Below are 24,446 nucleotides of genomic sequence, written 5' to 3'. Positions count from 1 at the left end.
AAGAAACCTTCTGCACTATTGTTTCTCAACGATTTAGGCGAAAATCAGACCTTTGACTGAAAATCCTGTTCATAAAGTTGTAATTTTCAAATCTAAGCAAAATAACGAACCTATTTCAAGTGACATCTATCATATGTAAACAGGAAAACGAAAAAATGCCCGTCACTTATTATGTGACAAGGCATTTTACTTATTACTTTTTATCGAATACGTTTTTCCACTAGCAGCTTCAAGGCTGTACGTTCTTCACCAGCAATTAAAATATCGGCAAACGCCGGCGCGCAAATTAAATCTGTGCCACTTGGCGCTACAAATCCGCGTGCGATGGCCACTGCTTTCACGGCTTGGTTAAGTGCACCTGCCCCAACTGCTTGCATTTCTGCTTGCCCTTTTTCTCTGATTACCGCGACTAATGCACCTGCAACTGAATTTGGATTAGAGCGTGATGATACTTTTAATGAATCCACAATTATTCCTCCCCGTTTCGCGAATAGTGTTTACGCTCAACAACTCATGTCCCCCTTTTTGGACCTCAAGTTATTGTCCGTAGCACATTTTATGCGCCGCAAGACGGAAATAGACTAGTTTCACAAAGAATCCTGTTTCCTCGGAAAAAGTGCTGTAAATCAACATTCTTCGACTTATTTATCCTTGAAATGGATAATCTTCATTTATATAAATGCGTTCACAGGATTTAGCCTTCCCTGTTTGATTATCAATCTCTACAAAGAAACCACTTAATACCTCACGCCCTTTTTTCGGTACTTCAAAACGAGAAGGCATATTTGTTTGGAATTTATAAATGACACTTTCCTTCGTCATCCCTAAAATCTCATCATACGGACCTGTCATACCTACATCCGTAATGTAAGCTGTACCATTAGGATAGATACGAGCATCTGCTGTTTGAACATGTGTATGTGTCCCAACAACGGCAGAAGCCTTCCCATCTAAGTGCCAGCCAAGTGCAATCTTTTCACTAGTTGCCTCCGCATGGAAATCTACAAATACAAGCGGTGACGTTTGACGAGCTTCTTCAATCAATTTTTCTGCCATTGCAAATGGATCCTCATGTGGTGGTAAAAATACACGACCATGTAAATTAATGACAGATATTGTCACACCATTTTTAGAAATTTGCACCATACCTTTACCTGGCGCTTCTTCAGAAAAATTGGCTGGACGTATTAAATAATCAGCATCATCAATAAAATCAAATATATCTTTATTATCCCATGTATGATTACCCATTGTAATAACGTCTACACCCATTTGTAACAGGTCATTATAAATATTACGTGTAATTCCTCGACCTGCCGCAGCATTTTCACCATTGGCAATGACAACATCGACATTATATTTCTTTTTTAAACGAGGTAAATATTTCTCTACCGCATCTCGACCAATTGAACCAACAATATCGCCAATAAATAAAACTTTCATTTTTTCAACCACTCTTTCTTTCCATTACGTCTCTAAAAATTTGCCTTTAGAGACTTTACGTACCTTGAATAACATCATTAATTGTAACGCTAGGTGGAGGATTAAGCAAAATAAAATAAAAATCTGGCCATTATATCACTTTGGCTCTTTTCACCTTTATGTAGATGAGTGTAGAGGATAATGTAAGCCAATTCATTTTTATGAGCTTTAAAAAGATAATCTGTTTTAGATTACGGTTGATAAGCTTCACCTTCAAAACAGCTGGGTATGCTAGTAAAAAGGATTGAATGGCACTTTTAATGGCCTGCGGATTAGTTGGACATTGATGGAGAATAACAAGGAGCCCTTCAAATTGGTAATTTAAAAAGCTATTTTTTACTTCCTCATAAACTTCTCCATTTTGTAATTCCTCAAAAAGCTTTTTATACAACAAATCATAATTGTTTCTTATATTGCTCATAGCCCTGCTTGTAAGTGAATTTTGATTGTCAACATTATAGTAATAAAGCTGTCTTGGGACGTAGCAGATGGATTGATTTTTTATTACTGCTCTCGATAGAAACAACGTGTCTTCTGCAAAATTCATCGCTTCATCAAATCTTAGCCTATGCAAATCTATAAAGGATTTTTTATATAGTTTACAGCTGGCAAAACCAAAGTGCTTTTCACCTATTTCTGTAAATAATTTATTTAAACAAACAGTTGCACTATAAGTATAGTATGTCTTTGAAGGATAATATAGCTGCCTACTTCCCACTTCCTCCTGCCAAAATAAATCGCATTTAGCAATATTGCTACCTGTCAGCCTACAGGCGTGATACAGTTCTTCCAGCATAGTTAGCTCTAGCCAGTCATCCGCATCAACAAAAGTAATATATTGTCCATTAGCTTGTTCTATGCCTAAATTTCTTGCCTTACTAACACCACCATTGTCAATATCTAAAACAGTTATACGAGTGTCCTTCTGTGCAAAATTTTTTAAAACCGACAATGATTGATCATCGCTACCATCATTAATCGTAATAATTTCTATGTCCTTTAAACTTTGATGACAAATACTCGTAAGGCATTTGTTCAAATAGTTCTCGGCATTATAGACAGGGACAATCACACTCACTAAGACCAAAATTTTGCCCCTCCTTTACGTAATGACTCTATCCACCTTCTTCTCTGCTCTTTTGTCATGCCAATAGAGAAAAGGCTCCCGCCTGTCAAAACTGTATAATAAAAAATATAAAGGATGATAGAGCTCCAAATGATGGGAGGTTTCGTTAAATCCCATAGAAGCTGACTACAGCAAATAGCCAAAATAAATGCTAGAACTAGCCTGCTAATGGTCCGCCAAAAACCCAAAATATCCAAACCAATTTTTTTATAGTAATAAATATTCATGATAACTACATTTCCTATAAATAAAGAACATGCCGTAATAATTGCTGTGCCAATTTTCCCATAAAAAAAGATAACTGGTATGGATACAATCATATTGACCAGCGCCACAATCATTAATAAAATCGTTCTAAATTTAAAAAGATTTTTCGCTTTCAACACATTAATACCTAAATTTTGTATGAGATCAATACTGAATGGCACCATAATAATAAGAACAATCGCATAGATGGCCAAAAAATCTTTGCCTAACCATAGTAATAAAAATTCTTTTCCAAAAAGAAAGAATCCACCGAGCATATATCCCACTACTAAAAACTGAATAGCGCCCACTTTAATGAATAATTGGTTAATTTCTAATAACCCTTCTTCTTTTGTGACAAGCATAGAAATACGAGGTAGAAATAATCCACTTATGGCTAAAGCTAGTGACATAAATATTAATACTATTTGCATAGCCACTGCATAAATTGCAACATCCTCAGTTCCTTTTAATATGCCTAATAACACTTGATCCGTTTGCCAATAGATTTTATCAACGATGACTGTAATGAAAATAAAAAATGAATAGATAAAAATTTCTTTTATCAGCTTTTTGTTTTTCAAAGTAAAAGTAAATCGAATGGATAAGACCTTCATACAATAAATGGCATCCATTACTAAAAAGAGAATATTATAAATAGCGATAATATAGATTAACGTCACCGCATCGGTTCCCTGTAACAGAAAAAACAACATTGTCAAAGGCTGTACAATCACCTGTAGTAATGTTGTAAATTTAATAAAAATAAATTTTTCATATGCTTGTAAGATAGAAGTAAAAACACCTAGTGGGAATTGCACCGCTACACTAATGGTCATTATATAGCCCATTACTTTGGCTTTGGCTAATTGATCTCCTGATAAGCTTTGTCCAAAAACCATCTCTACCTGTGAAAATAGGAAAAAGCCTATCAATAATGTAAGACAGCCAATACTAATAAATAACTTCAAAAAAAATCCATTTAATGATGCCTCTAATGCCTTATCCGCAATTGCTCTATTTCTAGCAATATAGCGTACAATCGCATTGCCCAGCCCTAAATCTAAAATAGAAAGATAGCCAACAAGGACAATCATTAAAGAATATAATCCAAATTCTTTCTGACCAAGAAGCGAAATCATCAAGGGTGTAAAAAGAAGGGAAGAAATCATCGTGCAGCCGATTGTAAGATACGAAAGAATGGCTCCAATCTTAATTTCTTTCATGTGCACGCCTTTCTGTTAGTGAGGATTGGCTTTCATTCTTTTCTTTGAATAATAGCGGGATATAGAGATTGATATTGCTCTGCCACATGCTTAATTTCAAAGTTTGCTAAAACATGTGCACGACCAAGATTAGCTTTTTGTTCATATGTCTTTGAATCGTAATTTAATGCCCTATTGATGGCTTTCGATAAAGCGACCGCATCCTTAGATGGTACAACCTCTCCATAATTCCCTACTAAAAATTCACAATCCCCAACATTTGTAGTCACACAGCAAGTGCCACTGGCAAGTGCCTCTACCAACACATTCGGTAGCCCCTCTCCAGAAGATGATAAAATGAATAGATCAGCTGCAGCCATTAATTGTGGAATATCGTCTCTACTACCTAATAGGAATGTAAACTGCTCTAACTGCGCGTTTTCAATCATTTGCCGCAATACCTCATTAGAGCTTTCTATCTCATAGCCAACTAAAAACATATAAAAATCTTGTCGTTTTTGCTTTAACTGCTTTAAACTTGCCAGCAAATTTTCATAATCCTTTAAAGGGTCCCATCTACCTACATGCAATAAAATAGGTTGGTTCACTATGTTGAATCGCTCCAAATAATATTGACGCTTCTTACTAGGCTTATAAAAATCTGTATTTACACCATTTACAATAATTCGGTGCTGCTTATTCTTGTACCCAATAGCTTCATGGATTTCTTTCACCTTTGGACCACAAGAAATAATAGCGTCCACATGTTTAGATAATTTTGCACAAAGCTTCGCAATAAAAATTGTCCTTCGTTTATTGTCATCTTTATTTAAATTACTATGGTGAATACCCCAAATTAATTTCTTTTTGAGTAATTTTGAAAGAATGTATCCAAGAAGATTAGCATGATACATCCAAGTTTGAATAATATCACTCTCTCGACATCGTTGATAACAACGAACAAAGGCAATTCCCATACTGCGTCGCATATCACATATTGTTACTTTGATGTTTAATTGTTGTTCAATATACTTACCATAAGTTCCTATCTCTGTTAGACAAATAACCTCTATCTCATACATGTCCCTATCCACGTTTTGTAAAAGACGGTAAAGCATTGCTTCTGCTCCGCCAAGACCTGTGGTAGTGATGATATGAGTAATTTTAATTTTTTTTTGGATAGTCTCATCCTTTGAATTAGTTTACTAGCTATGTGTAAAGCGCACATAATCTAATTGCTATTTCTTCTGCATCAAGACCTTTATTTTTAAGACTCTTCCTAATAATTTGCGGATTTGGTTTTACATTCATTTTTATAATAGCTTGCAGCCAACTATTAATATCTCCCTGTAGCTCTAAATACTGTAGTAATCCCACATTAAGATCTACCTCTTTTGGCAGTGTGGAAGAAACGATGGCTGGTGTACCACAAATTTGAGCTTCTAATAATACAATGCCAAAGCCCTCGAAATAAGACGGTAAAATAAACTTATCCATGAGTTGAAGGAGCTTAATACTATCTGCCCGTGGTCCCAAAAATTGAACATAATCCTCTACTTTTTGTTCCTTGACGAGAAGGCGAATTTCCTGCTCTAAGGGGCCATCTCCTATCAAAAGCAATTTAAATGGAATGTTTTGTTGCTTTAATTTAACAGCAAGCTCAATTAAAAAGGAATGATTTTTCACAGGTACAAAGCGACCAATATGCCCAATTACTAAATCCCCATCTTGAATCCCTAAATCTTCTGCTAAACTCTTTTTCTCTTCTGGCGATAAACGCTTTATCTTCTGCATATCAATTGGATTGGCAATAACCTCGTAGGGTCTTTTATGAAAGCAAAATTCACCCGCTTTTTGACTACACGCTACCAATTTCGTGGCATTTCCAACGCTTAGCCTTTTCAACAATGCTAACAGAGCTTTATTGTTCCATTCTTCAGCAACATTCGTATGGCTATGTAATACACGACATGATACACCTGCTAAACGAGCTGCTAGCATGGTAAAAACTGCTCGGTAGCCTGTATGATCATGAACGGCATCATATTGATATTGTTTTATAATCCTATAAATATTCCGCATATAAGAAAGTGGACCTTGCTCGGTAATATACGTTTCGTAAAATATTTTCGAACCTTGCTGTAAGAGAATTTCATGATAAGTCCCCTTATTAAATGACACAAAATCAAAATGGTATGAAAATTTATTAACATTCATCCAAGTATCTACAATCATGGTCGTTATACCGCCATAATCAGTAGTGGGGATAATATGCAAAACCCTTTTCAATGTCATTCTCCACCTTTTATTCTTTTCCATAATATTGCTCGTACGTGCTGCCCTTCATTTTATAATTATTCAAGATGACACCTAATATATTGGCTTTAGCAATCGTTAAGATGGATTTTGATTTTACAACAGCTGCTTTTCCTACTGTGCCCGTATTAACAACTAAAAGAGTACCATCACATTTATTAGATAAAATTTGTGCATCCGATAAAAAAAGTAATGGTGGTGCATCAATCATCACAATATCGTAGCGTTCTTTCACTTCGTGCAACAATAAAGTCATAGTTTCAGAGGCTAATAATTCTGTTGGATTAGGGGGGATAGCGCCACTCGAAATGATTTCCACACCATCTACAAAGGTTGCTTGAATCACCTCTTGTAAGGTCGCTTGACGTGATAATACAGATGATAAGCCAAAAACATTATCAAGATAAAATGTATGATGGAGCGTGGGCTTACGCATATCAGCATCAATAATGAGGACACGTTTTCCCTCCTGTGAAAACACAACACCGATATTAGCCGCATTGGTCGATTTTCCTTCACCTGCGATAGAGGAGGTGACTAGAATAGTTTTAACATCTTGATTGGGTTGCGAAAATTTAATATTCGCCCGAATGGTGCGATATTGCTCAGAAGGAATTGACATCATATCGGAAACTGTTACCAGCTTGCGAGCCATTGGGATTTTTTTTGTTTTTCTTTTGAACAGCATTAGGAGGACCCCCCGGCTCTTGATTTTTTACTATTGAGTAATTCAATATTACTGACAACTCCAATCACAGGTAATGATAATATTTCCTCGATATCCTGCTCTGTTTTAATCGTCCTATCAAGCGTTTCTAAAAAATAGGCGAGCACGAGTGCCAAGCTGAAACCACCAATAGTCGCTATTAGGAGGTTCAGCAATTTATTGGGTTTCACCGGTACTGGATGTTCACTGGATTGGGCAACAAAGAGAATATTAATATTGTCCACATGCATTAAAATAGGAATTTCCTCTTTAAAAATCTCAGCTATCGTATTGGCAATCTTCACAGCCCTTGCTTCATCTTCATCCTGTACACGAATATTAACCACTTGTGAATTATTGGCGCTTGAAACCTCTATTTGCTTCATTAATGTTTCGGGAGATGTTTCTAGTGCTAGGACATCAATTACCTTTGTTAAAATAACAGGACTTTTGATAATAACATTGTACGTATTAATTAAACGAAGGTCCGTATCAACATTCTGCGCTCCTATTAGTTGCTGATTCTCATAGCTTTTTTGATTGACCAATAATTGAGTTTCCGCTTCATAAATAGGTGTTTGAAGAAAATAATTAATGAAAACAGCAATGCCAATGGACAGTATCATCAGTATTAGGATGAAGAACCAGCGTTTTTGCCATACTTTTACTAGACTTTGAATTGTCATTTCTTCATTCACAAAATGGATCCCTCCTAATGTAGGCAGATAGCTGCAATGCTAATAAAGTATATTAAACAAGCCTATCGCTTATTCGGTCAATGTCGTCTTTTTGTCCGTATCTCTCAAGCTACCACTTACAACAAACACAAGAATATGGAGCACGTTAAAATAAAGAATTTCAAATGTAGAAACCCCTAACATTGCAACTATAATTAACGTCATCAAAACGGTAAGCTGGGCATTCATTCGGCGATAGCCTTTAGCAATGGCTAGCAAAAAACAGCAATAGCTAATCAATGCCAGTAGACCCGCTTCCTGTAAAATATTCATAAATGTATTGTGAGCATGAGATACACCTATAGTCCATAATGATTCCACACCATGCCCCCAAAATTGAACATGCTCAAAAACATATTGCCAAATTTCAAGGCGGCCATCTGTCATATTCGTAGACTTTTTTTCCATTTTTAATAAAATACTTTGTACAGCATCTTGCATCCTATTCATTTTCAAGAAAGCTATTAATACAACTAGAACAGTACCTGCAAAAAGAGCACTAAACTTTAGGAATGGCAGGAAGGCTTTATTCAAGCTTTTGATACTAGAAACAATTACTACAATCGTCACTAGTGCAGCCGTGAACAATGAAGTACGTGCATTCGAAAGCAGTATGATATACATACAAATTAAATATATCGTCGTATAAAAAACAAATAATAAAATTAATTTCGGCTGTTGTCGTTCATGTAATATTTTCACGGCTAGCTGATAGAGTCTTATAAGTACAACAACCACTAACCCCATCATAGAAAACCCCATGGTATTGGGATTCTCAAATACACCTGCAAACCCTCCAAACATATAGCGCGCTTGTTGGAAACATACAAATATAAATGGGACATAGGCTATTAAAACACTATTCACAACAATATCCATGACATGCTCTTTCACAAGGTCATTAAAGAAAATAGAAACTGCTAAAAACATGCAATATAATTGAAGACTATTTTTCAATAAATTCATATCTTGGTTTACCCCTGCTGCAATGATACAAAAGAACGTATACATACTAAAAAAAATACTAGCTTGTACATTTTGAATAATAATTTTTTTATGACAAAGTATAGAGATACTAATTATAAAAAGGCTGAGAACTAAAGATAATTTATGGTAAATGCCATCGACGGGCTGCATAAGGCTCATTAAAATAAGAGCGCTAAACATTAATGTGATGAATAGTTTCATATTATTCTCACACTCAATTCTACATACGTTATCAAAATAAAAGCCACCGCTTCTTCACAACAATATCCTCAAGTTCAAATCGCATGATAGGCTTGTTAGCTAAAACATTTGCATTATTCATGAGGAGTCGCTCAACCATCTCTATTTCATTCTTTTTCTCTAGATATTGAAGTGCCGCTTGGAAGCAAAACGTTCTTGTGCTTACATTATGGGCGTCAGAGCCAATCATATGAATGTAATTTGCTCTTACTAAAGCCAATGATAGTCGCTGCACCTCCTTACCAAATAAGCCTGTTAAACTACCTGTCGTTATTTGTGTAAATGCGCCTTCATGGATGAGGTCATCAAGTCTTTTCGGATTTTCTCTAATAGCAAGGTTTCGTTCAGGATGTGCCAAAATCGGTATATATCCAGCACATTTTAAACGTCTAATTATCTCTTTCGTATAAGCAGGGATTGTAGTTGAAGGAAGCTCTAATAGAATGTAGTGGGTGTGAGCTAATGTATGAAGTTGCTTTTGCTGAAGATGAGCCAAAAGCTCATCATGTAAACGAACTTCATGTCCTGTGTGGAGGGTGATTGGGATTTTTTGTTGCAGCAGTAACTGTTGTAAATAATGGACTAGCGCTTCTACCTTGCGATATGGGACATGATAATGTGGATGCATAGCATGTGAGGTACAGACTATATCTGTGATCCCCTCCCGTGCAGCTTGCCTCAACATGTTTAAGGAATCCGTTTCTTCTTTAGGTCCATCATCCACATCAAATAATATATGGGCATGAAGATCTATCATTTTGATCACATCTTTCTTCTTTAATCCATCTGCAGAAAATCTAGCCTTTTTCTTTTTTATGATGGATGCTCCTCAAACATGACTCTGGCTAAATTAAAAAAGAGGCTCTCTAGATATGAATCTAGAGAAACCTCTAACTTTCAATATTATTTCGCGTACTCTACAGCACGAGTTTCGCGAATGACTGTTACTTTAATATGACCTGGATAATCTAATTCTTCCTCAATACGCTTGCGAATATCACGTGCAAGACGATGAGAAGCTAAATCATCAATTTTTTCAGGTTGTACGATTATTCGGATTTCACGTCCCGCTTGAATTGCATAAGATTTCTCTACGCCATCATAGCTTTCTGAAATTTCCTCTAATTTTTCAAGTCTGCGGATATAGTTTTCAAGTGTTTCACTTCGTGCACCTGGACGAGCTGCTGACAATGCGTCAGCTGCCGCAACTAATACCGCGATAACAGATGTTGCTTCTGTATCACCATGATGCGAAGCAATACTATTAATAACGACTGGGTGTTCCTTGTATTTTGTTGCTAATTCCACGCCAATCTCAACATGGCTACCTTCTACCTCATGGTCAATGGCTTTACCAATATCATGTAATAAGCCTGCGCGACGAGCTAACGCCACATCTTCACCTAATTCAGCTGCCAGTAAACCTGCCAAATGCGCGACTTCAATTGAATGTTTGAGAACATTTTGTCCATAGCTTGTACGATATTTCATGCGGCCTAAAATTTTCATTAAATCTGGATGTAAGTTATGAATGCCAATTTCAAATGTAGTTTGCTCACCAGTTTCGCGGATTTGTTCATCCACTTCACGACGAGATTTTTCCACCATTTCTTCAATACGAGCTGGGTGAATGCGACCATCCTGTACAAGTTTTTCAAGTGCAAGTCGAGCCGTTTCACGACGGATTGGATCAAAGCCTGATAAAATAACCGCTTCTGGAGTATCATCAATAATTAAATCAATGCCTGTTAACGTTTCCAACGTACGAATATTACGGCCTTCACGACCAATGATGCGACCTTTCATTTCATCATTTGGCAAGTTTACAACAGATACTGTTGTTTCAGCTACATGGTCTGCAGCAAATCGTTGTAGTGCCAATGATAAGATTTCACGTGCCTTTTTATCTGAGTCTTCTTTTGCACGTGTCTCAGCTTCCTTCGTCATCACAGCAATATCAGTTGCTAGCTCTTTTTCTACTTCATTTAAGATAATTGATTTTGCTTCTTCTCTAGTTAAAGCAGAAATACGTTCTAGTTCTGTTTTTTGTGATGCAACGAGCTCGTCCACTTTGCTCTCCATCTGTTCAATATGCTGTTGTCTTTCAGCTAGAGCTTGTTCTTTACGCTCTAAGCTTGCTTCTCTCTTATTTAGAGTATCATCCTTGCGATCAAGATTCTCTTCTCTTTGCAATAAACGGTTCTCTTGTTTTTGAAGTTCTAAACGACGTTCACGAATGTCATTTTCGGCTTCAGTACGAAATTTGTGAGTTTCATCTTTGGCTTCAAGTAGTGCTTCTTTCTTTAATGCCTCCGCTTCTCGTTTTCCTTCTTCAACGATTGTTTCAGCGACATGTTTAGCACCAGTGATTTTTGAGTCATTCACTTTTTTCATGTAGATATAGCTAACAGCGGCACCAACGATGAGTCCAAGCAAAGCGGAGATGATAGTAATTCCATCCATATGAACACCTCCTCTTGCTATTTGGGTATTACAGTTTCAGTCGGCGCATACATCTATGTCCCTTGGCAAATTGTACAAGATTTTGTTAGCCTTTAAAACAAAATCCGTTTAATTGACCAAAGGTATTATCTGCATTCAGTAGGCGTTTTGACATCCTTCGAAAAGGATATTTAACTATAAAACTTTTGCTAAATGAAGATAAAATGTACTGCCTATTTAAAGTCATAATTCAGAAATTATACATATTTAATTGTATAGCTAGCCATCAGCTCTGTCAAGGATAGTCGGGCACCTGTTCGCCCTCTAAACAGAAAAAAAGTAAGTCCTATCCATTCAGTGAATTTTTTCCCTATAACTTTTACACTAGAAAAAAATTTACCTTTTATACCTTTTACGTCCACCCAGTACATAAGAAATAATTTCTGAGGCATATAGCTTCTATCTTATTATGTGTAAAAATTTTAGATTATAGACAAAAAAAGCATTGTTCCCTTAATAAATTGGGAACAATGCAATCGTTTGATTATTCTTCATCAAGAAGTGACATTAATTCTTCATCCATCTCGTCTTCTTCATGCGCAGCAATTGTATAGGAAGAAGCTGCAATACCATAAGAGGATCGAATTTTGTTCGAGATATCTTCCAAAACAGCAGGGTTTTCTTTTAAATACTGTTTTGCATTTTCTCGCCCTTGACCTAGACGCTCATCACCGTAGGCATACCAAGAACCACTTTTTTGCACGATGTCTAATTCTACACCTAAATCAACTGTTTCGCCTTCTTTAGAAATACCTTCTCCATACATAATATCAACTTCAGCTGTACGGAATGGCGGCGCTACTTTATTTTTGACAATTTTAATTTTCGTACGGTTACCAACAATATCATTACCTTGCTTAATAGCTTCTGCACGGCGAACTTCTAAACGTACAGAGCTGTAGAATTTAAGGGCACGTCCACCTGGTGTTGTTTCAGGGTTTCCGAACATTACCCCAATCTTTTCGCGAATTTGGTTAATGAAAATAGCAATCGTTTTTGATTTGTTAATAGAACCTGAAAGTTTACGTAATGCCTGTGACATTAAGCGGGCTTGTAAGCCGACATGAGAATCCCCCATATCTCCTTCAATTTCAGCTTTTGGCACTAGAGCAGCAACGGAGTCAATAACAATAATATCAATTGCACCACTACGAACTAGTGCTTCTGCAATTTCAAGTGCTTGCTCCCCTGTATCTGGTTGTGATAATAATAGCTCATCAATATTGACACCTAATTTTTGAGCATAGATAGGGTCTAATGCATGTTCTGCATCAATAAATGCTGCTTGTCCACCTTTTGCTTGTACTTCAGCAATAGCATGTAAAGCAACTGTTGTTTTACCTGACGATTCAGGACCATACACTTCAATAATACGTCCACGTGGATAACCACCTACGCCTAATGCAGCGTCAAGTGCTAGTGATCCACTTGACGATGTGGCAATTTCTAAATCGGTTTTTTCACCGAGTTTCATAATTGAACCTTTACCAAAATTCTTTTCAATTTGTTTTAAAGCCTGTTCTAAGGCTGCTTTACGATCACTCATTCATTTTCCTCCTTCGAAAACTGTTCACTGTGTTTGTCTATCTCTACTATACTTGTTTTTGAGAAAACACGCAAGAAAAAAGCGAACATTTATTCGATTTTTATACAAAATAAAAATTTGGATAGTTTTTCTCTACCCAAATTCCTATTTTCACTCTATGTTAATATCGTTTTGTATAACCGCGTTCTTCTAAAAGCTGCATTAAATAATGGCATGTAAATTTCACTGCACGAAGTCGATTTGTATTTCGCATACCAGATAAATGAAGTAAGTATGTAAGTGGCTCCTCATCATTGATGGCAATACCAATCCAAACCGTTCCTACTGGCTGATGGTCATGTGCTGTAGGCCCTGCTTCCCCTGTTAGCCCAATTCCAATGTTTGTACCAAATTGTTTCCGAACTGCACTTGCCATTGCAGCAGCACATTCACCACTAACAACGCCGTGCGTATCTATTAATTCTTGTGAAATACCAAGATGCTTTACTTTTGCTTCTGCCGCATAGGTCACAACACCTCCAATGAGTGCGTCCCCTACCCCTGGAATTTCTGCAAGCTCCGATTGAAACAATCCTGCTGTTAAACTTTCCGCAGCAGAAATAGTAAGATGATTATCTAAGAGCATTTCAACTGTCTTTGAAGCAAGTGAATCATCATCCATACCATACTGATAGTCACCAACAAGGGCTTGTATCTCAGCCACTTTGGCTGCAATAAGTTGCTGGGCTTGCTGTTCTGTTTCTGCCTTTGCTGTTACGCGCAATGTTACCTCACCATCCGACGCAAGTGGAGCGACGGTTGGATTTGTTTGAGCATCTAAAATATCCTGTACCTGAACTTCAAGTTCGGCTTCACCAATGCCATAAAAACGCATCACATGTGAGGCAATAATCCCTCCATCATTAAGCATCGCGGCAAGTTTAGGCTTCGCCTCAAATTGAAACATAGGCTCAAGCTCTTTTGGTGGCCCTGGAAGTAAGATATACGTATGATTATTATTGTTGAAAATCATACCAGGCGCCATTCCATGGTGATTGGCTAGTATTTCGCTTCCAGCTAGAATTAAAGCCTGTTTCCGGTTATTCTCCGTCATAGGACGTCCTCGCTTGGCAAAAAACTGCTCAATATAAGTTAATGCTACCTCATCAAACTCAAGAGAAACACCGAGATGGCGAGCAATCGTTTCTTTTGTTAAATCATCTTTCGTAGGTCCTAGTCCTCCCGAAAATATAATTAAATCTGCACGAGATTCTGCCACTTCAATAGCTTGTTCTAAACGTTTTGCATTATCACCAACTACTGTATGGTAAAAAACATTAATGCCTAGCTCGGATAACTGGTTCGAGATAAATCTCGCATTTGTATTCGTAATTTGACCTAATAATAGCTCTGAGCCCACCGCTAGAATTTCAGCATTCATGATTCACAAGACCTTTCTTATTTAGACTCAAGTAAAACACGTCGATTAAGGTAGAAGTAGTCCCACCCAGACCATAGCGTAAAGAACAATGCTACATATAGCATTATCATATCAAAAGGAATACCAATGAGTTCGAAAATTGTGTTGTGTAAAAGCGCAGCAGCGATTGCTACTATTTGTGCCCAAGTCTTGATTTTGCCAAGCTGATTGGCCGCTACGACCTCTCCTCCACCTGCCAAAATAAGGCGTAAACCCGTAACAGCGAATTCACGGCTAATAATAATAATAATCACCCAGGCTGGTGCCATATCAAGCTCTACCATTAAAATAAACGCTGCTGATACAAGTAATTTATCAGCTAAGGGATCTAAAAATTTCCCAAATGTAGTCACAAGATTATACTTACGTGCATAATAACCATCTACCCAATCAGTTGTCGAAGCTAAAATAAAAATAAGTGCACCTATAAAATGATGGATTGGCATCTCTGCCCCAAATAGAGTCAATGTTCCCCAGCCAAAATCAAACATCATAACAATGACAAAAAATGGAATAAGCAAGATTCGTGAGATGGTAATTTTATTTGGTATGTTCATTTTTCTAACACCTTTCATGATGAAAGAAAGTAGCCATCACATGATGACTACTGTTCTTTATTGAAATTGATGACGATATTTTGAGTTACAACTTGCTGTGCATATGTGAGAAGCTCGTCATTAATATAGATTTTAGCTTGCGTAGAATTACCAAGACGGATACGAACATAATTTTGAGTCGTCGCGTCGAATTCTACCACCTCACCAGCATTATAAACACGAGTATCCGTTAATAATTCTTGTTGCTGTTGATTACGAATACCAACAAATGTAGGACCTGAAACCTCAATTTTCAGTTTCAGTGTATCTGTACCTGTTAACGTGTATGAAGTTGTTGCTCCATCTGCTTCAACAGTACCCGCGGAAATGGTTTGCTTGATCTCTTCAGTTTGATCAGTTTGATCTTCATCAGTTGGTGTTTCTTCTTTAGAATCTGTATCTTTTTGGTCATTTTTCAGAGCATCTTTTTCTTCTTTTTCTTTCTTATCTTTCGCACTATCAATAGGCTTAACATTCGTATCGTATTCAATTTCAGGAGACGTTGTGTTGCCTTCGCTTGTCCCTGGACTGTTTTTAGATTGCCATAGCACCCATATTGCTACAATGATTACGACAATAAATAACGCAACAATGATTTTCGGCATTGCCTCCATCATTTTATTGGAAGGGCCTTTCGTGACCTTTCTTCTGCTTGGACTATTCGTGATAGATTGACTTACTTGATCATTTGGAGTACTTGGCAGTTCATTTTTATAAGTCTCTAATATTTCTTCTGCATTTAAACCAACCGCATCTGCATATTGTTTAATAAAAGCTCGTACATAAAACGAGCCAGGCATAATGGAATAATTGCCCTCTTCAATTCCTACTAAATAACGCTTTTGAATTTTCGTTATTTCTTGTAAATCGTCTAAGCTGTAGCCTTTAGACAGTCTCGCCTCTTTCAGTCGAGTCCCTAATTCTGCCACTAATAACACCTACTTTAACATCAAATTAAAAATTAAATCCACCAAATGAATCGGATTCGGACATATGATTTTTTTCCATTATTTCATAAGTAATTTCTTCATCTGTGTGATGACGTAATTCAATAATATAATCAAAATCCTCTATTTTATATTCGGAATGCTGAACAAACATATCTGGATGCTCTACAACCTTGATGCATGGCATATTCATCATTTCACGCACTAATTGTAGATGTCGCTCATCAGATGAACGACGAGTCACAATACCATCTAAAATAAAGATATTATTACGACTAAATTCATCCCCCACTAATTTATTACGAACCGTTTGTTTTATCATCGTGGATGATAGAAAAATCCACTTTTTATTGGCACAAACACTTGCTGCTACTATAGACTCCGTTTTACCAACACGTGGCATGCCACGGATACCAATCAGCTTATGTCCCTCTTTTTTAAAGAGTTCGGCCATAAAATCGACTAAAATACCAAGTTCATCTCTTACGAAGTGGAAAGTGTTTTTTTCGTCTGCATCTCTTGGAATATAACGACCGTGTCTAATAGCTAAGCGGTCTCGAAGTTTTGGTTGTCGAAATTTGGTTACGTTAATATGTTCCATTGTCGAAACAATTGTACGAAAGCGTTCAATTGCCTCATCGTTGTCTGTATGCACTAACATACCACGCCGATCCTCATCGACACCATTGATTGAAATAATATTGACACGAAGCATCCCTAAAAGTGAAGCAATATCTCCTAATAATCCAGGGCGATTCACCTGAATCTCATATTCAAAGTACCAATCGCTCAACACACTCGTTCCCTTCCTATTAGTTAACGTAAAAAATCCTTTATAAGTTCCATCATAGCTGATTTTTTATGTAATGGAAAGTTAGAATACATGGAATTGCGGCGTTATTTTTAAAAACTTACTATTTTTTTTGAATGCATAGAAATAAGGCTTACATACGTTCCCGTTTTCACAAAAAAATAAATTTTTTATATAGAAAAAAGAGGAGATAAGCTCTCCTCTTTTTTTATTGCACATGCTTATTTTGGACAAGCTTAACGACACAATTCGCCAATGCATGCTTTTCATCTTCAGAGGCAACGCCCCATAAATCCGACAGCACTCGCTCTTGCTCGTTTTTAGGATCTACATTTGAAGCTAAATATTCACCAATTTGGACAGCAGCTGCTTGAATCATTTTCTTAGGCATGCCACTTGATTCAGCTTGCATAACGTTTTGTCCTAAAAACGATGTCCATTTTTGCCAGTTTTCTAAAATGGTCATATGTTTCTCCTCCTTTACACATGTAGTATGTGTAAAAAAGAAGATTATATGTACCAACCACCATTTAATCGAATGATTTGTCCTGTCACGTAATCGGCTTTCCCAGACAAATAAAAACGAACCATCTCAGCCACGTCTATTGTTTGTCCAATTGAGCCTAGAGGAATATCCTCCAAAATATAATTAAGCTCCTCTTTGCTTAAATGACTGTTCATCGATGTATTAATGAAGCCCGGAGCAATGGCATTTACTCGAATACGAGATAATGCTGCTTCCTTTGCGTAGGATTTAACAAATGCATGTTGTGCTCCTTTGACAGTTGCGTACAGCGCCTCCCCAGCAGATCCAGCTTCTCCCCATATAGAGCCGATAAATAATACATAGCTGACATCATGCTGACGAAGCTTTTCAGATAGTAAAGCTGTCAGCCTCATCGGATTTTGAACATGGACTCTCCATAATGCGTCCATATCTTCCACTGTTGTATCCTCTAGCAGCGAATAATGCGCTTGTCCATTTGCGAAAATAATAGCCTGCACATTAAAAATCTGTGCGGCTACCATTTCTGCTCCTGTTACAATTGAAAAATCCCCCTGTACAAGCATAAATTCTTGTGCAGGGAAAGTTTTAGTAAGTGTATCGCATAAAGTTTCTGCAGCATTTTTATTAGTTGAATAGTGTAAATAGATAGACCAGCCTTCTTCAGCCAAGCTATGACAAATAGCGTGACCAATTTCACCTGAAGCACCTAGTACAAGAGCAAACTTTTTCACTAGGCATCCTGCTTACTTGGTAAAATTTTAAACACGGTTTGTTGAGATTCACCCTGAACTGAGACAAACGCTTTGTACAAATCATCAATTGTTAATTCCTCAAGAACTGGTACAACATCAAATAAATTCATGTCATTAAAGGAATAACGAGTAAATTGGTTAGCGATAAATTCTATAGAATTCAAAGCACGTAAGAAGAAACCAATTTTTTTGCGTTTAATACGTTCAAGATCAGCACTTTCAAATTGTGAATTCCCTTCAAATTTGGCCAATTCTTCTTTAATTGCCGATGTTAATTTATCAGGCTCTGAAGAATCAGAACCAATCATTGCAAATCCAAAACCATTTTCTAATGTAAAATCAAACGCATATGTTTCATCAATTAAACCTTCTTCGTAAATACGTTCATAAAAATTAGATGTACGTCCAAAAATAAGTTCCAGCGCAATTTGAACAGATAGCTCATGCTTTAACATTTCTCGACCTGACAAATTGGTTTCTTTTGCCTTCAATCCAACATAAACCTTAGGCTTTTGTACATCCATGTTTAATGTTCGTTCGCTAATCGCTACCTCAGTTGGTTCTTCCTCAAAGAAACGTTCAATGGATGCAGGTTCAGAAAACTCTTTTTTACCCTGATTTTCACGGATAAAAGTCATCATTTCCTCTGGGTCAACCGCACCAATCACAAATAATAGCATATTAGATGGGTGATAAAACGTATTGTAGCACGTATATAAATGATCCGCCGTAATGCCATCAATCGATTCAATTGTCCCAGCAATATCAATTTTTACGGGGTGATGATGATACATATTTTCAATCGTACCAAAATATAAACGCCAATCTGGTTGATCATCATACATAGTAATTTCTTGCCCAATAATTCCTTTTTCTTTGTTGACAGTCGCTTCTGTAAAGTATGGCTCCTGTACAAAATTCAATAACGTTTCAGTACTTTTGTAAATGTTATCAGTTGAAGAGAATAAGTATGCCGTACGCGTAAACGATGTAAAGGCGTTAGCAGAAGCACCATATTCACTGAACTTTTGGAAGACATCTCCATCTTCTTTTTCAAACATCTTATGCTCTAAGAAGTGAGCGATTCCATCTGGCACAGTAATGCTTTCTGTTTGACCAATCGGTATAAACGTGCGATCAATAGAACCATACTTCGTTGTAAAAGTTACAAATGTTTTAGAAAAACCTTTTTTCGGCAATATATATACATCTAAACCATTTTCAAGCTTTTCATAATAAAGGGTTTCATCTAGTTGCTTAAATTCAATTGTTTTCATTGTGCGGCTTGCTCCTTTCCACTTAAGAAATAGACCGCTTCAAGCTGCACTTGCTTCGCCATGTCCACAACATCTTCCTTCGTCACAGCTTTCCACTTATTTGCCCAAGATTCTACAGAGAACTCCTCCGGTAAATCTTTATATTGATCAAAAATTTCGATTTGTCCACGGGCAGAATCCAAGGACTCTTTTAATTGATTCGTGAGCATAGCTTTTGTTTGTTCTAGTTCTAAATCTGTTATGTTACCAGACTGCATTGTCATAAGCTGTTCTTTAATTAAAGATAACGCCTTTTCCTCATTTTTAGCCTCAATCCCAGAAACTACAAATACAAGACCATAATGTGAAGCATAGGAGCTAGAAGCATAATAAGCCAGACTCTCTTTTTCACGAACATTCATAAATAATTTTGCATGTGGATAACCACCGAAAATACCATTAAAAATCTGCATTTTAGCAAAGTCTGGATTACCAAATCTTACAGGCGTACTAAAGCCAATGTGAAGCTTCCCTTGCTTCATCTCATGCTGTTCTCGAACATAATCGTTTTGAGGATGCTGTTGCGGAAGAACGGCTGGCACTTCTTCAGGCGTACGATCATTAAATGGTAGCGCTTTTTTTAATTTCGCTACAATTTCCTCTTCATTAATATCCCCAGCAACATAAATATCTATTTTATCGTTAGCTAGCATGGAATGATAAGCCTCAAATAAGGAGGAAGGTGTAATTTTTTGAATTTCCTCGACACTACCATTTGCCGAAATAGATGCTGGTTCATTTGGTCTTAGGATTTGCTGTAAGCGGAATTGAGCAAAGCGAGATTTATCATCGAAAATAGATTCAATACGTTGTATAACTGTCTTCTTTTCTCGTTCCACAATGGATTCCTTAAAGACTCCATTTTCTAAATTAGGCTCAAAAATAGCCGTATGCAGTAAACCAAGTACGTCATTTAACACACTTGTATTTGCTAAATAGTGATCATTTACAGTCTCCACATTCATGAGGACTGTATGCTCATTCCCTCTTTTAGACGTATCAAAATATAAAACAGTGCCATATAGATCGTCTAAAAAGCTTCGAAAAGCAGCGGTTGTTTTATATTTAGCATTACTATGCTGCAGGACATTGGTTAATACAGTACGTTCCGATGCACTTTTAGCCGTTAATGCTCTTCTCCATTTAATTGAAAAATTTACGGTTTTAAATTGGGTCGTTTGTCGGATATGCAAATTGACACCTTTGGCAAAAGGTATAGTTTTAAACATATGAAACCCTCCTATCCTTCTTAATATAACGATGTACTACACATACTATACATGTCTACTGTCTATAATTGCAAAAAGAATCCAAAGTATGTATGGGAAAAATTATAAATTATATCATTCAACATGGAAAAAAAGACTGAGCATATTTCACTCAGTCTTTGATCATGACTTATTTTAACGCTTACCTTTAATATATGGTTGTCCACTTGCCTTAGGAGCATTCGCTTTACCGATAAAGCCTGCTAAAGCAAGGATTGTTAGAACATACGGTAAGATTTGTAAATAAACGGCTGGAACATTTTCGATGAAAGGAATTTGGTTCCCCGCAATACTTAATGTTTGTGCCAAACCGAAGAATAGGGCTGCACCTAGCGCACCAATTGGATGCCATTTCCCGAAAATCATGGCAGCGATCGCCATGAAGCCTTGACCAGCAATTGTTGCATGTGAGAAGTCATGTGTAATTGTTTGTGCATAGACAGCACCACCAAGTCCACCTAGAGCCCCAGAAATCATAACAGCAATATAACGCATTTTATTGACGTTAATCCCCATTGTATCTGCTGCCATTGGGTGCTCACCTACAGCGCGAAGGCGTAAGCCAAATGGAGTTTTATAAATAATAAACCAAGCACCAAATGCTACCACAAACGCCAGAATAGACGTACTGTAAACATCATGGAACAATAAACGACCAAAGAATGGGATGTCCTCTAAATAAGGAATTCCAAAACGGCGAATCGGTTGGTCAATCATATCTGTTTGACCTTTATCATAAATCATTTTTACTAAGAATACAGTAGCAGCTAAACCTAGTAAGTTAATAGCTACCCCTGATACCGTTTGATCAGCTCGGAAGGAAATAGAAGCAACGGCATGGAAAAGTGAGAAAATCGCACCAATTACAATAGCCGCTAGCATTGCTACCCAAACAGTTGCCGCACCTAATGATGAAGCAAATTCTAAATTGATAAATATACCAACAAAAGCACCAACAATCATTAAGCCCTCTAGCCCGATGTTGACAACACCAGAGCGTTCAGAGAATACCCCACCGATGGCTGTAAAAATCAAAGGTGTTGCATAAAGAATCGCTGAAGGGATGATGAAATATAACATTTCTAAAAAGCTCATGTTATTGTCCCTCCTTTTTCTTGCTCAGCTTCTGTAAGCCTACTCGAATAATATAGCCTGATGCTACGAAGAAGATAATTAACGCGATGATAATCGATACAATTTCTTCTGGAATACCGGCAGCATTTGGCATATTTAATGCACCATATTTTAATGAACCAAAAAGTGATGCCCCGAATACTACGCCAAGTGGTGTATTTGCACCAAGTAAGGCTACGGCGATACCATCGAACCCAATTCCTGTGAAGCCAGGTTTAATGGATGCGTTTTGGAACGTACCTAGAGCTTCCATCGCTCCCCCAAGACCCGCAAACATACCTGAAATAGTCATCGCTAAAATAATGTTTTTGTTAACACTCATACCCGCATAATCTGCAGCGTTTTTGTTGAACCCTACAGCTTTCAGCTCATATCCACGAGTTGTTTTTTCTAAAATGAACCACATAACTACAACCATTAATAGTGCAACAATGATCCCATAGTGAAGACTTGAGTTGTCTGTAAGCTCTCTTAAAAACGGAGAACGTAATGAAGCTGATTCATGAATACGTTCTGTTTTAAAGCTACCATCTGACAATTTTTTAATGACCGCGTTGGCAATATATAACGCAGTATAGTTAAGCATAATTGTCGCAATTACTTCATGCACTTTAAATTTCGCTTTTAAGAAACCTGCAATAAAGGCCCAAAATGCACCTGCTGCTGCTGCTGCAAGTAATGCCAATGGTAAATGAATGACTTTAGGTAGCTCAAATGCATAACCAACCCAAGCTGCAGCTAGCCAACCTAAAATAAGCTGACCTTCAACACCAATATTAAACAGCCCTGTACGGAAGGCAAACGCTACTGCAAGACCTGCCAATATATATGGTGTAATTTGACGAATTGTGTTCCCTATTGAGTATGAATCTCCAAATATACCTGTCCAAAGAGCGATATAACCTTGTACTGGGTCATAGCCACTGACTACCATGACGATAGCCCCTACAATTAAACCGATAATGATAGAGATGATAGGAACGAGTATATTAATGACACGATTTGACATTAGTCGTTCCCCTCCTTCGCATCATGCTTATTATTTTTTTTACTTTGGCCGGCCATTAATAAGCCAAGCTCTTGTTCTGTTGTTTCTTTAGGATTTAATTCATCCACAATTTGACCATCATAAATAACGGCAATGCGATCCGATACATTCATTACCTCATCTAATTCAAAGGAAATTAACAGAACGGCTTTTCCTTTATCGCGTTGCTCAATTAGACGCGAGTGAATAAATTCAATTGCCCCTACGTCCAGACCTCGTGTTGGTAGAGCGGCAATTAATAAATCAGGATTACGGTCAATTTCACGACCAATAATAGCCTTTTGTTGGTTACCACCAGATAATGCACGGGCAGGTGTCATTTCGCCATTCCCTGTACGCACGTCGTATTCTTTAATAATTTGATTAGCTTTCTCTGACACTTTTTTATAGTCCATGACAAAGCCTTTTGCTATAGGAGATTGGTAATACGTTTGTAGCGCAATATTATGACCAATTGGGAAATCTAACACTAGACCATGCTTATGACGGTCTTGCGGAATATGTCCAACGCCTTCTTCTGTAATGCTACGCGGCTTCAAATTTGTAATATTTTTACCGTTTAGTTCGACAGTACCACTTTTAATTTTACGAAGACCTGTAATCGCCTCGATTAATTCTGATTGACCATTTCCATCAATACCTGCTATACCGACAATTTCACCTTTACGAACCTTTAAGTTCAGACCTTTTACCTTATCAATATCACGGTAATCCGTTACAACTAAGTCATGGATCGCAAGTACTTCATCAGTTGGATTCGCATCCGTTTTTTCTGTTTTAAATTCAACTTGTCGGCCAACCATCATTTCAGCTAGCTGATCAGGATTTGTGTCAGCGGTTACAACAGTGCCAATTCCTTCACCTTTACGGATAATCGTTACACGATCGGACACTTCCATAATTTCTTTTAGCTTGTGGGTAATCAAAATAATAGATTTTCCCTCCGCAATAAGACGACGCATAATTTGAATTAATTCCATAATCTCTTGTGGTGTTAAAGAGGCTGTTGGTTCATCAAAGATTAAAATTTCAGCACCACGATATAATGTTTTTAATATTTCAACACGTTGTTGCATACCAACAGTGATGTCTTCAATTTTAGCATTAGGATCAACATCCAAGCCATACTTCTCAGAAAGGGCTTGTACTTTTTTTGCTGCATCTTTTATATTGACAATACCCATTTTAGTTGGCTCGGAGCCTAAAATAATATTTTCTGTTACTGTAAAATTCTCTACCAACATAAAGTGCTGATGCACCATACCAATCCCTAAATCATTGGCAACATTTGGGTTTGTAATTTTCACAGCTTTCCCACGAACGCGAATTTCGCCACCCTCTGGTTGATACAAACCAAAAAGGACGTTCATCAAAGTCGATTTACCTGCACCATTCTCTCCAAGCAATGCATGGATTTCGCCTTGTTTCAGTTGGAGGGTGATATTATTATTCGCCACGAAATTACCGAATTCTTTCCGGATTCCTAGCATTTCAATCACATGTTCCAATATTGT

Annotated in this window: 23 protein-coding genes; all 23 read right to left on the bottom strand. The window is 37.2% G+C overall.

Annotated elements, in window-relative coordinates:
* Positions 1-200: 200 nt before the first annotated feature.
* Entirely contained in the window at positions 201-467 is a 267-nt protein-coding gene (locus ACE1MS_RS05295) for a stage V sporulation protein S (protein ID WP_004224903.1), read from the bottom strand.
* A gap of 178 nt (positions 468-645) precedes the next feature.
* Positions 646-1,443, bottom strand: a complete 798-nt coding sequence (locus tag ACE1MS_RS05290) for a TIGR00282 family metallophosphoesterase (RefSeq protein WP_031419033.1) — start codon at positions 1,441-1,443, stop codon at positions 646-648.
* A 130-nt stretch (positions 1,444-1,573) separates the two neighbouring features.
* Positions 1,574-2,560: a glycosyltransferase family 2 protein gene (locus ACE1MS_RS05285; protein WP_036167629.1), complete on the bottom strand. Its 987-nt coding sequence runs from the start codon at positions 2,558-2,560 to the stop codon at positions 1,574-1,576.
* Complete coding sequence (locus ACE1MS_RS05280) at positions 2,560-4,080, bottom strand: oligosaccharide flippase family protein (protein WP_012293339.1); 1,521 nt, start codon at positions 4,078-4,080, stop codon at positions 2,560-2,562. The genes ACE1MS_RS05285 and ACE1MS_RS05280 overlap by 1 nt, the downstream gene beginning before the upstream one ends.
* Positions 4,081-4,112: 32 nt before the next feature.
* Positions 4,113-5,210 (bottom strand): glycosyltransferase, encoded by a 1,098-nt coding sequence (locus ACE1MS_RS05275; RefSeq protein ID WP_257216124.1) that lies wholly within the window; start codon positions 5,208-5,210, stop codon positions 4,113-4,115.
* 58 nt (positions 5,211-5,268) lie between these two features.
* Positions 5,269-6,354, bottom strand: a complete 1,086-nt coding sequence (locus ACE1MS_RS05270) for a glycosyltransferase (RefSeq protein WP_036167475.1) — start codon at positions 6,352-6,354, stop codon at positions 5,269-5,271.
* 10 nt (positions 6,355-6,364) lie between these two features.
* Positions 6,365-7,063: a CpsD/CapB family tyrosine-protein kinase gene (locus tag ACE1MS_RS05265; protein WP_012293336.1), complete on the bottom strand. Its 699-nt coding sequence runs from the start codon at positions 7,061-7,063 to the stop codon at positions 6,365-6,367.
* A complete protein-coding gene (locus ACE1MS_RS05260) occupies positions 7,063-7,779 on the bottom strand; it encodes a YveK family protein (RefSeq protein ID WP_012293335.1) in 717 nt (238 codons plus the stop codon). The genes ACE1MS_RS05265 and ACE1MS_RS05260 overlap by 1 nt, the downstream gene beginning before the upstream one ends.
* 69 nt (positions 7,780-7,848) lie before the next feature.
* A complete protein-coding gene (locus ACE1MS_RS05255; RefSeq protein WP_227256913.1) occupies positions 7,849-8,784 on the bottom strand; it encodes an O-antigen ligase family protein in 936 nt (311 codons plus the stop codon).
* A 253-nt stretch (positions 8,785-9,037) separates the two neighbouring features.
* Positions 9,038-9,802 (bottom strand): tyrosine-protein phosphatase, encoded by a 765-nt coding sequence (locus ACE1MS_RS05250; RefSeq protein WP_447402738.1) that lies wholly within the window; start codon positions 9,800-9,802, stop codon positions 9,038-9,040.
* 146 nt (positions 9,803-9,948) lie between these two features.
* Positions 9,949-11,508 (bottom strand): ribonuclease Y, encoded by a 1,560-nt coding sequence (gene rny, locus ACE1MS_RS05245; RefSeq protein ID WP_012293332.1) that lies wholly within the window; start codon positions 11,506-11,508, stop codon positions 9,949-9,951.
* Between the two features lie 523 nt (positions 11,509-12,031).
* Positions 12,032-13,093: a recombinase RecA gene (gene recA, locus ACE1MS_RS05240; protein WP_031419019.1), complete on the bottom strand. Its 1,062-nt coding sequence runs from the start codon at positions 13,091-13,093 to the stop codon at positions 12,032-12,034.
* A 160-nt stretch (positions 13,094-13,253) separates the two neighbouring features.
* A complete protein-coding gene (locus ACE1MS_RS05235) occupies positions 13,254-14,513 on the bottom strand; it encodes a competence/damage-inducible protein A (RefSeq protein WP_012293330.1) in 1,260 nt (419 codons plus the stop codon).
* 17 nt (positions 14,514-14,530) lie between these two features.
* The gene (gene pgsA, locus ACE1MS_RS05230) at positions 14,531-15,109 is read right to left on the bottom strand and encodes a CDP-diacylglycerol--glycerol-3-phosphate 3-phosphatidyltransferase (protein WP_031419015.1); all 579 of its coding nucleotides are present in this window, start codon (positions 15,107-15,109) and stop codon (positions 14,531-14,533) included.
* Positions 15,110-15,156: 47 nt separating this feature from the next.
* Positions 15,157-16,086, bottom strand: coding sequence for a helix-turn-helix domain-containing protein (locus tag ACE1MS_RS05225; protein WP_198694701.1), 930 nt, complete (start codon positions 16,084-16,086; stop codon positions 15,157-15,159).
* Positions 16,087-16,102: 16 nt separating this feature from the next.
* Positions 16,103-16,888, bottom strand: a complete 786-nt coding sequence (locus tag ACE1MS_RS05220; RefSeq protein WP_008178931.1) for a DUF3388 domain-containing protein — start codon at positions 16,886-16,888, stop codon at positions 16,103-16,105.
* A 226-nt stretch (positions 16,889-17,114) separates the two neighbouring features.
* Complete coding sequence (locus ACE1MS_RS05215; RefSeq protein ID WP_008178933.1) at positions 17,115-17,372, bottom strand: DUF3243 domain-containing protein; 258 nt, start codon at positions 17,370-17,372, stop codon at positions 17,115-17,117.
* Positions 17,373-17,416: 44 nt separating this feature from the next.
* Positions 17,417-18,145, bottom strand: coding sequence for an elongation factor P 5-aminopentanone reductase (gene ymfI, locus ACE1MS_RS05210; RefSeq protein ID WP_012293326.1), 729 nt, complete (start codon positions 18,143-18,145; stop codon positions 17,417-17,419).
* Positions 18,145-19,443, bottom strand: coding sequence for an EF-P 5-aminopentanol modification-associated protein YfmH (gene yfmH, locus ACE1MS_RS05205; RefSeq protein ID WP_447402737.1), 1,299 nt, complete (start codon positions 19,441-19,443; stop codon positions 18,145-18,147). Before yfmH ends, ymfI begins: the two co-directional genes overlap by 1 nt.
* The gene (gene yfmF / locus ACE1MS_RS05200) at positions 19,440-20,711 is read right to left on the bottom strand and encodes an EF-P 5-aminopentanol modification-associated protein YfmF (RefSeq protein ID WP_036214993.1); all 1,272 of its coding nucleotides are present in this window, start codon (positions 20,709-20,711) and stop codon (positions 19,440-19,442) included. The genes yfmH and yfmF overlap by 4 nt, the downstream gene beginning before the upstream one ends.
* A 174-nt stretch (positions 20,712-20,885) precedes the next feature.
* A complete protein-coding gene (locus ACE1MS_RS05195) occupies positions 20,886-21,845 on the bottom strand; it encodes an ABC transporter permease (RefSeq protein ID WP_012293323.1) in 960 nt (319 codons plus the stop codon).
* A 1-nt stretch (position 21,846) separates the two neighbouring features.
* Positions 21,847-22,893: an ABC transporter permease gene (locus ACE1MS_RS05190; RefSeq protein ID WP_012293322.1), complete on the bottom strand. Its 1,047-nt coding sequence runs from the start codon at positions 22,891-22,893 to the stop codon at positions 21,847-21,849.
* Positions 22,893-24,440: an ABC transporter ATP-binding protein gene (locus ACE1MS_RS05185; protein WP_031419011.1), complete on the bottom strand. Its 1,548-nt coding sequence runs from the start codon at positions 24,438-24,440 to the stop codon at positions 22,893-22,895. The genes ACE1MS_RS05190 and ACE1MS_RS05185 overlap by 1 nt, the downstream gene beginning before the upstream one ends.
* Positions 24,441-24,446: the final 6 nt, after the last annotated feature.

This window comes from Lysinibacillus sp. fkY74-1 (genome assembly GCF_053165895.1).
Note: the sequence above shows the minus strand (reverse complement) of the source record. Positions and strands in the feature narration are given on the sequence as shown.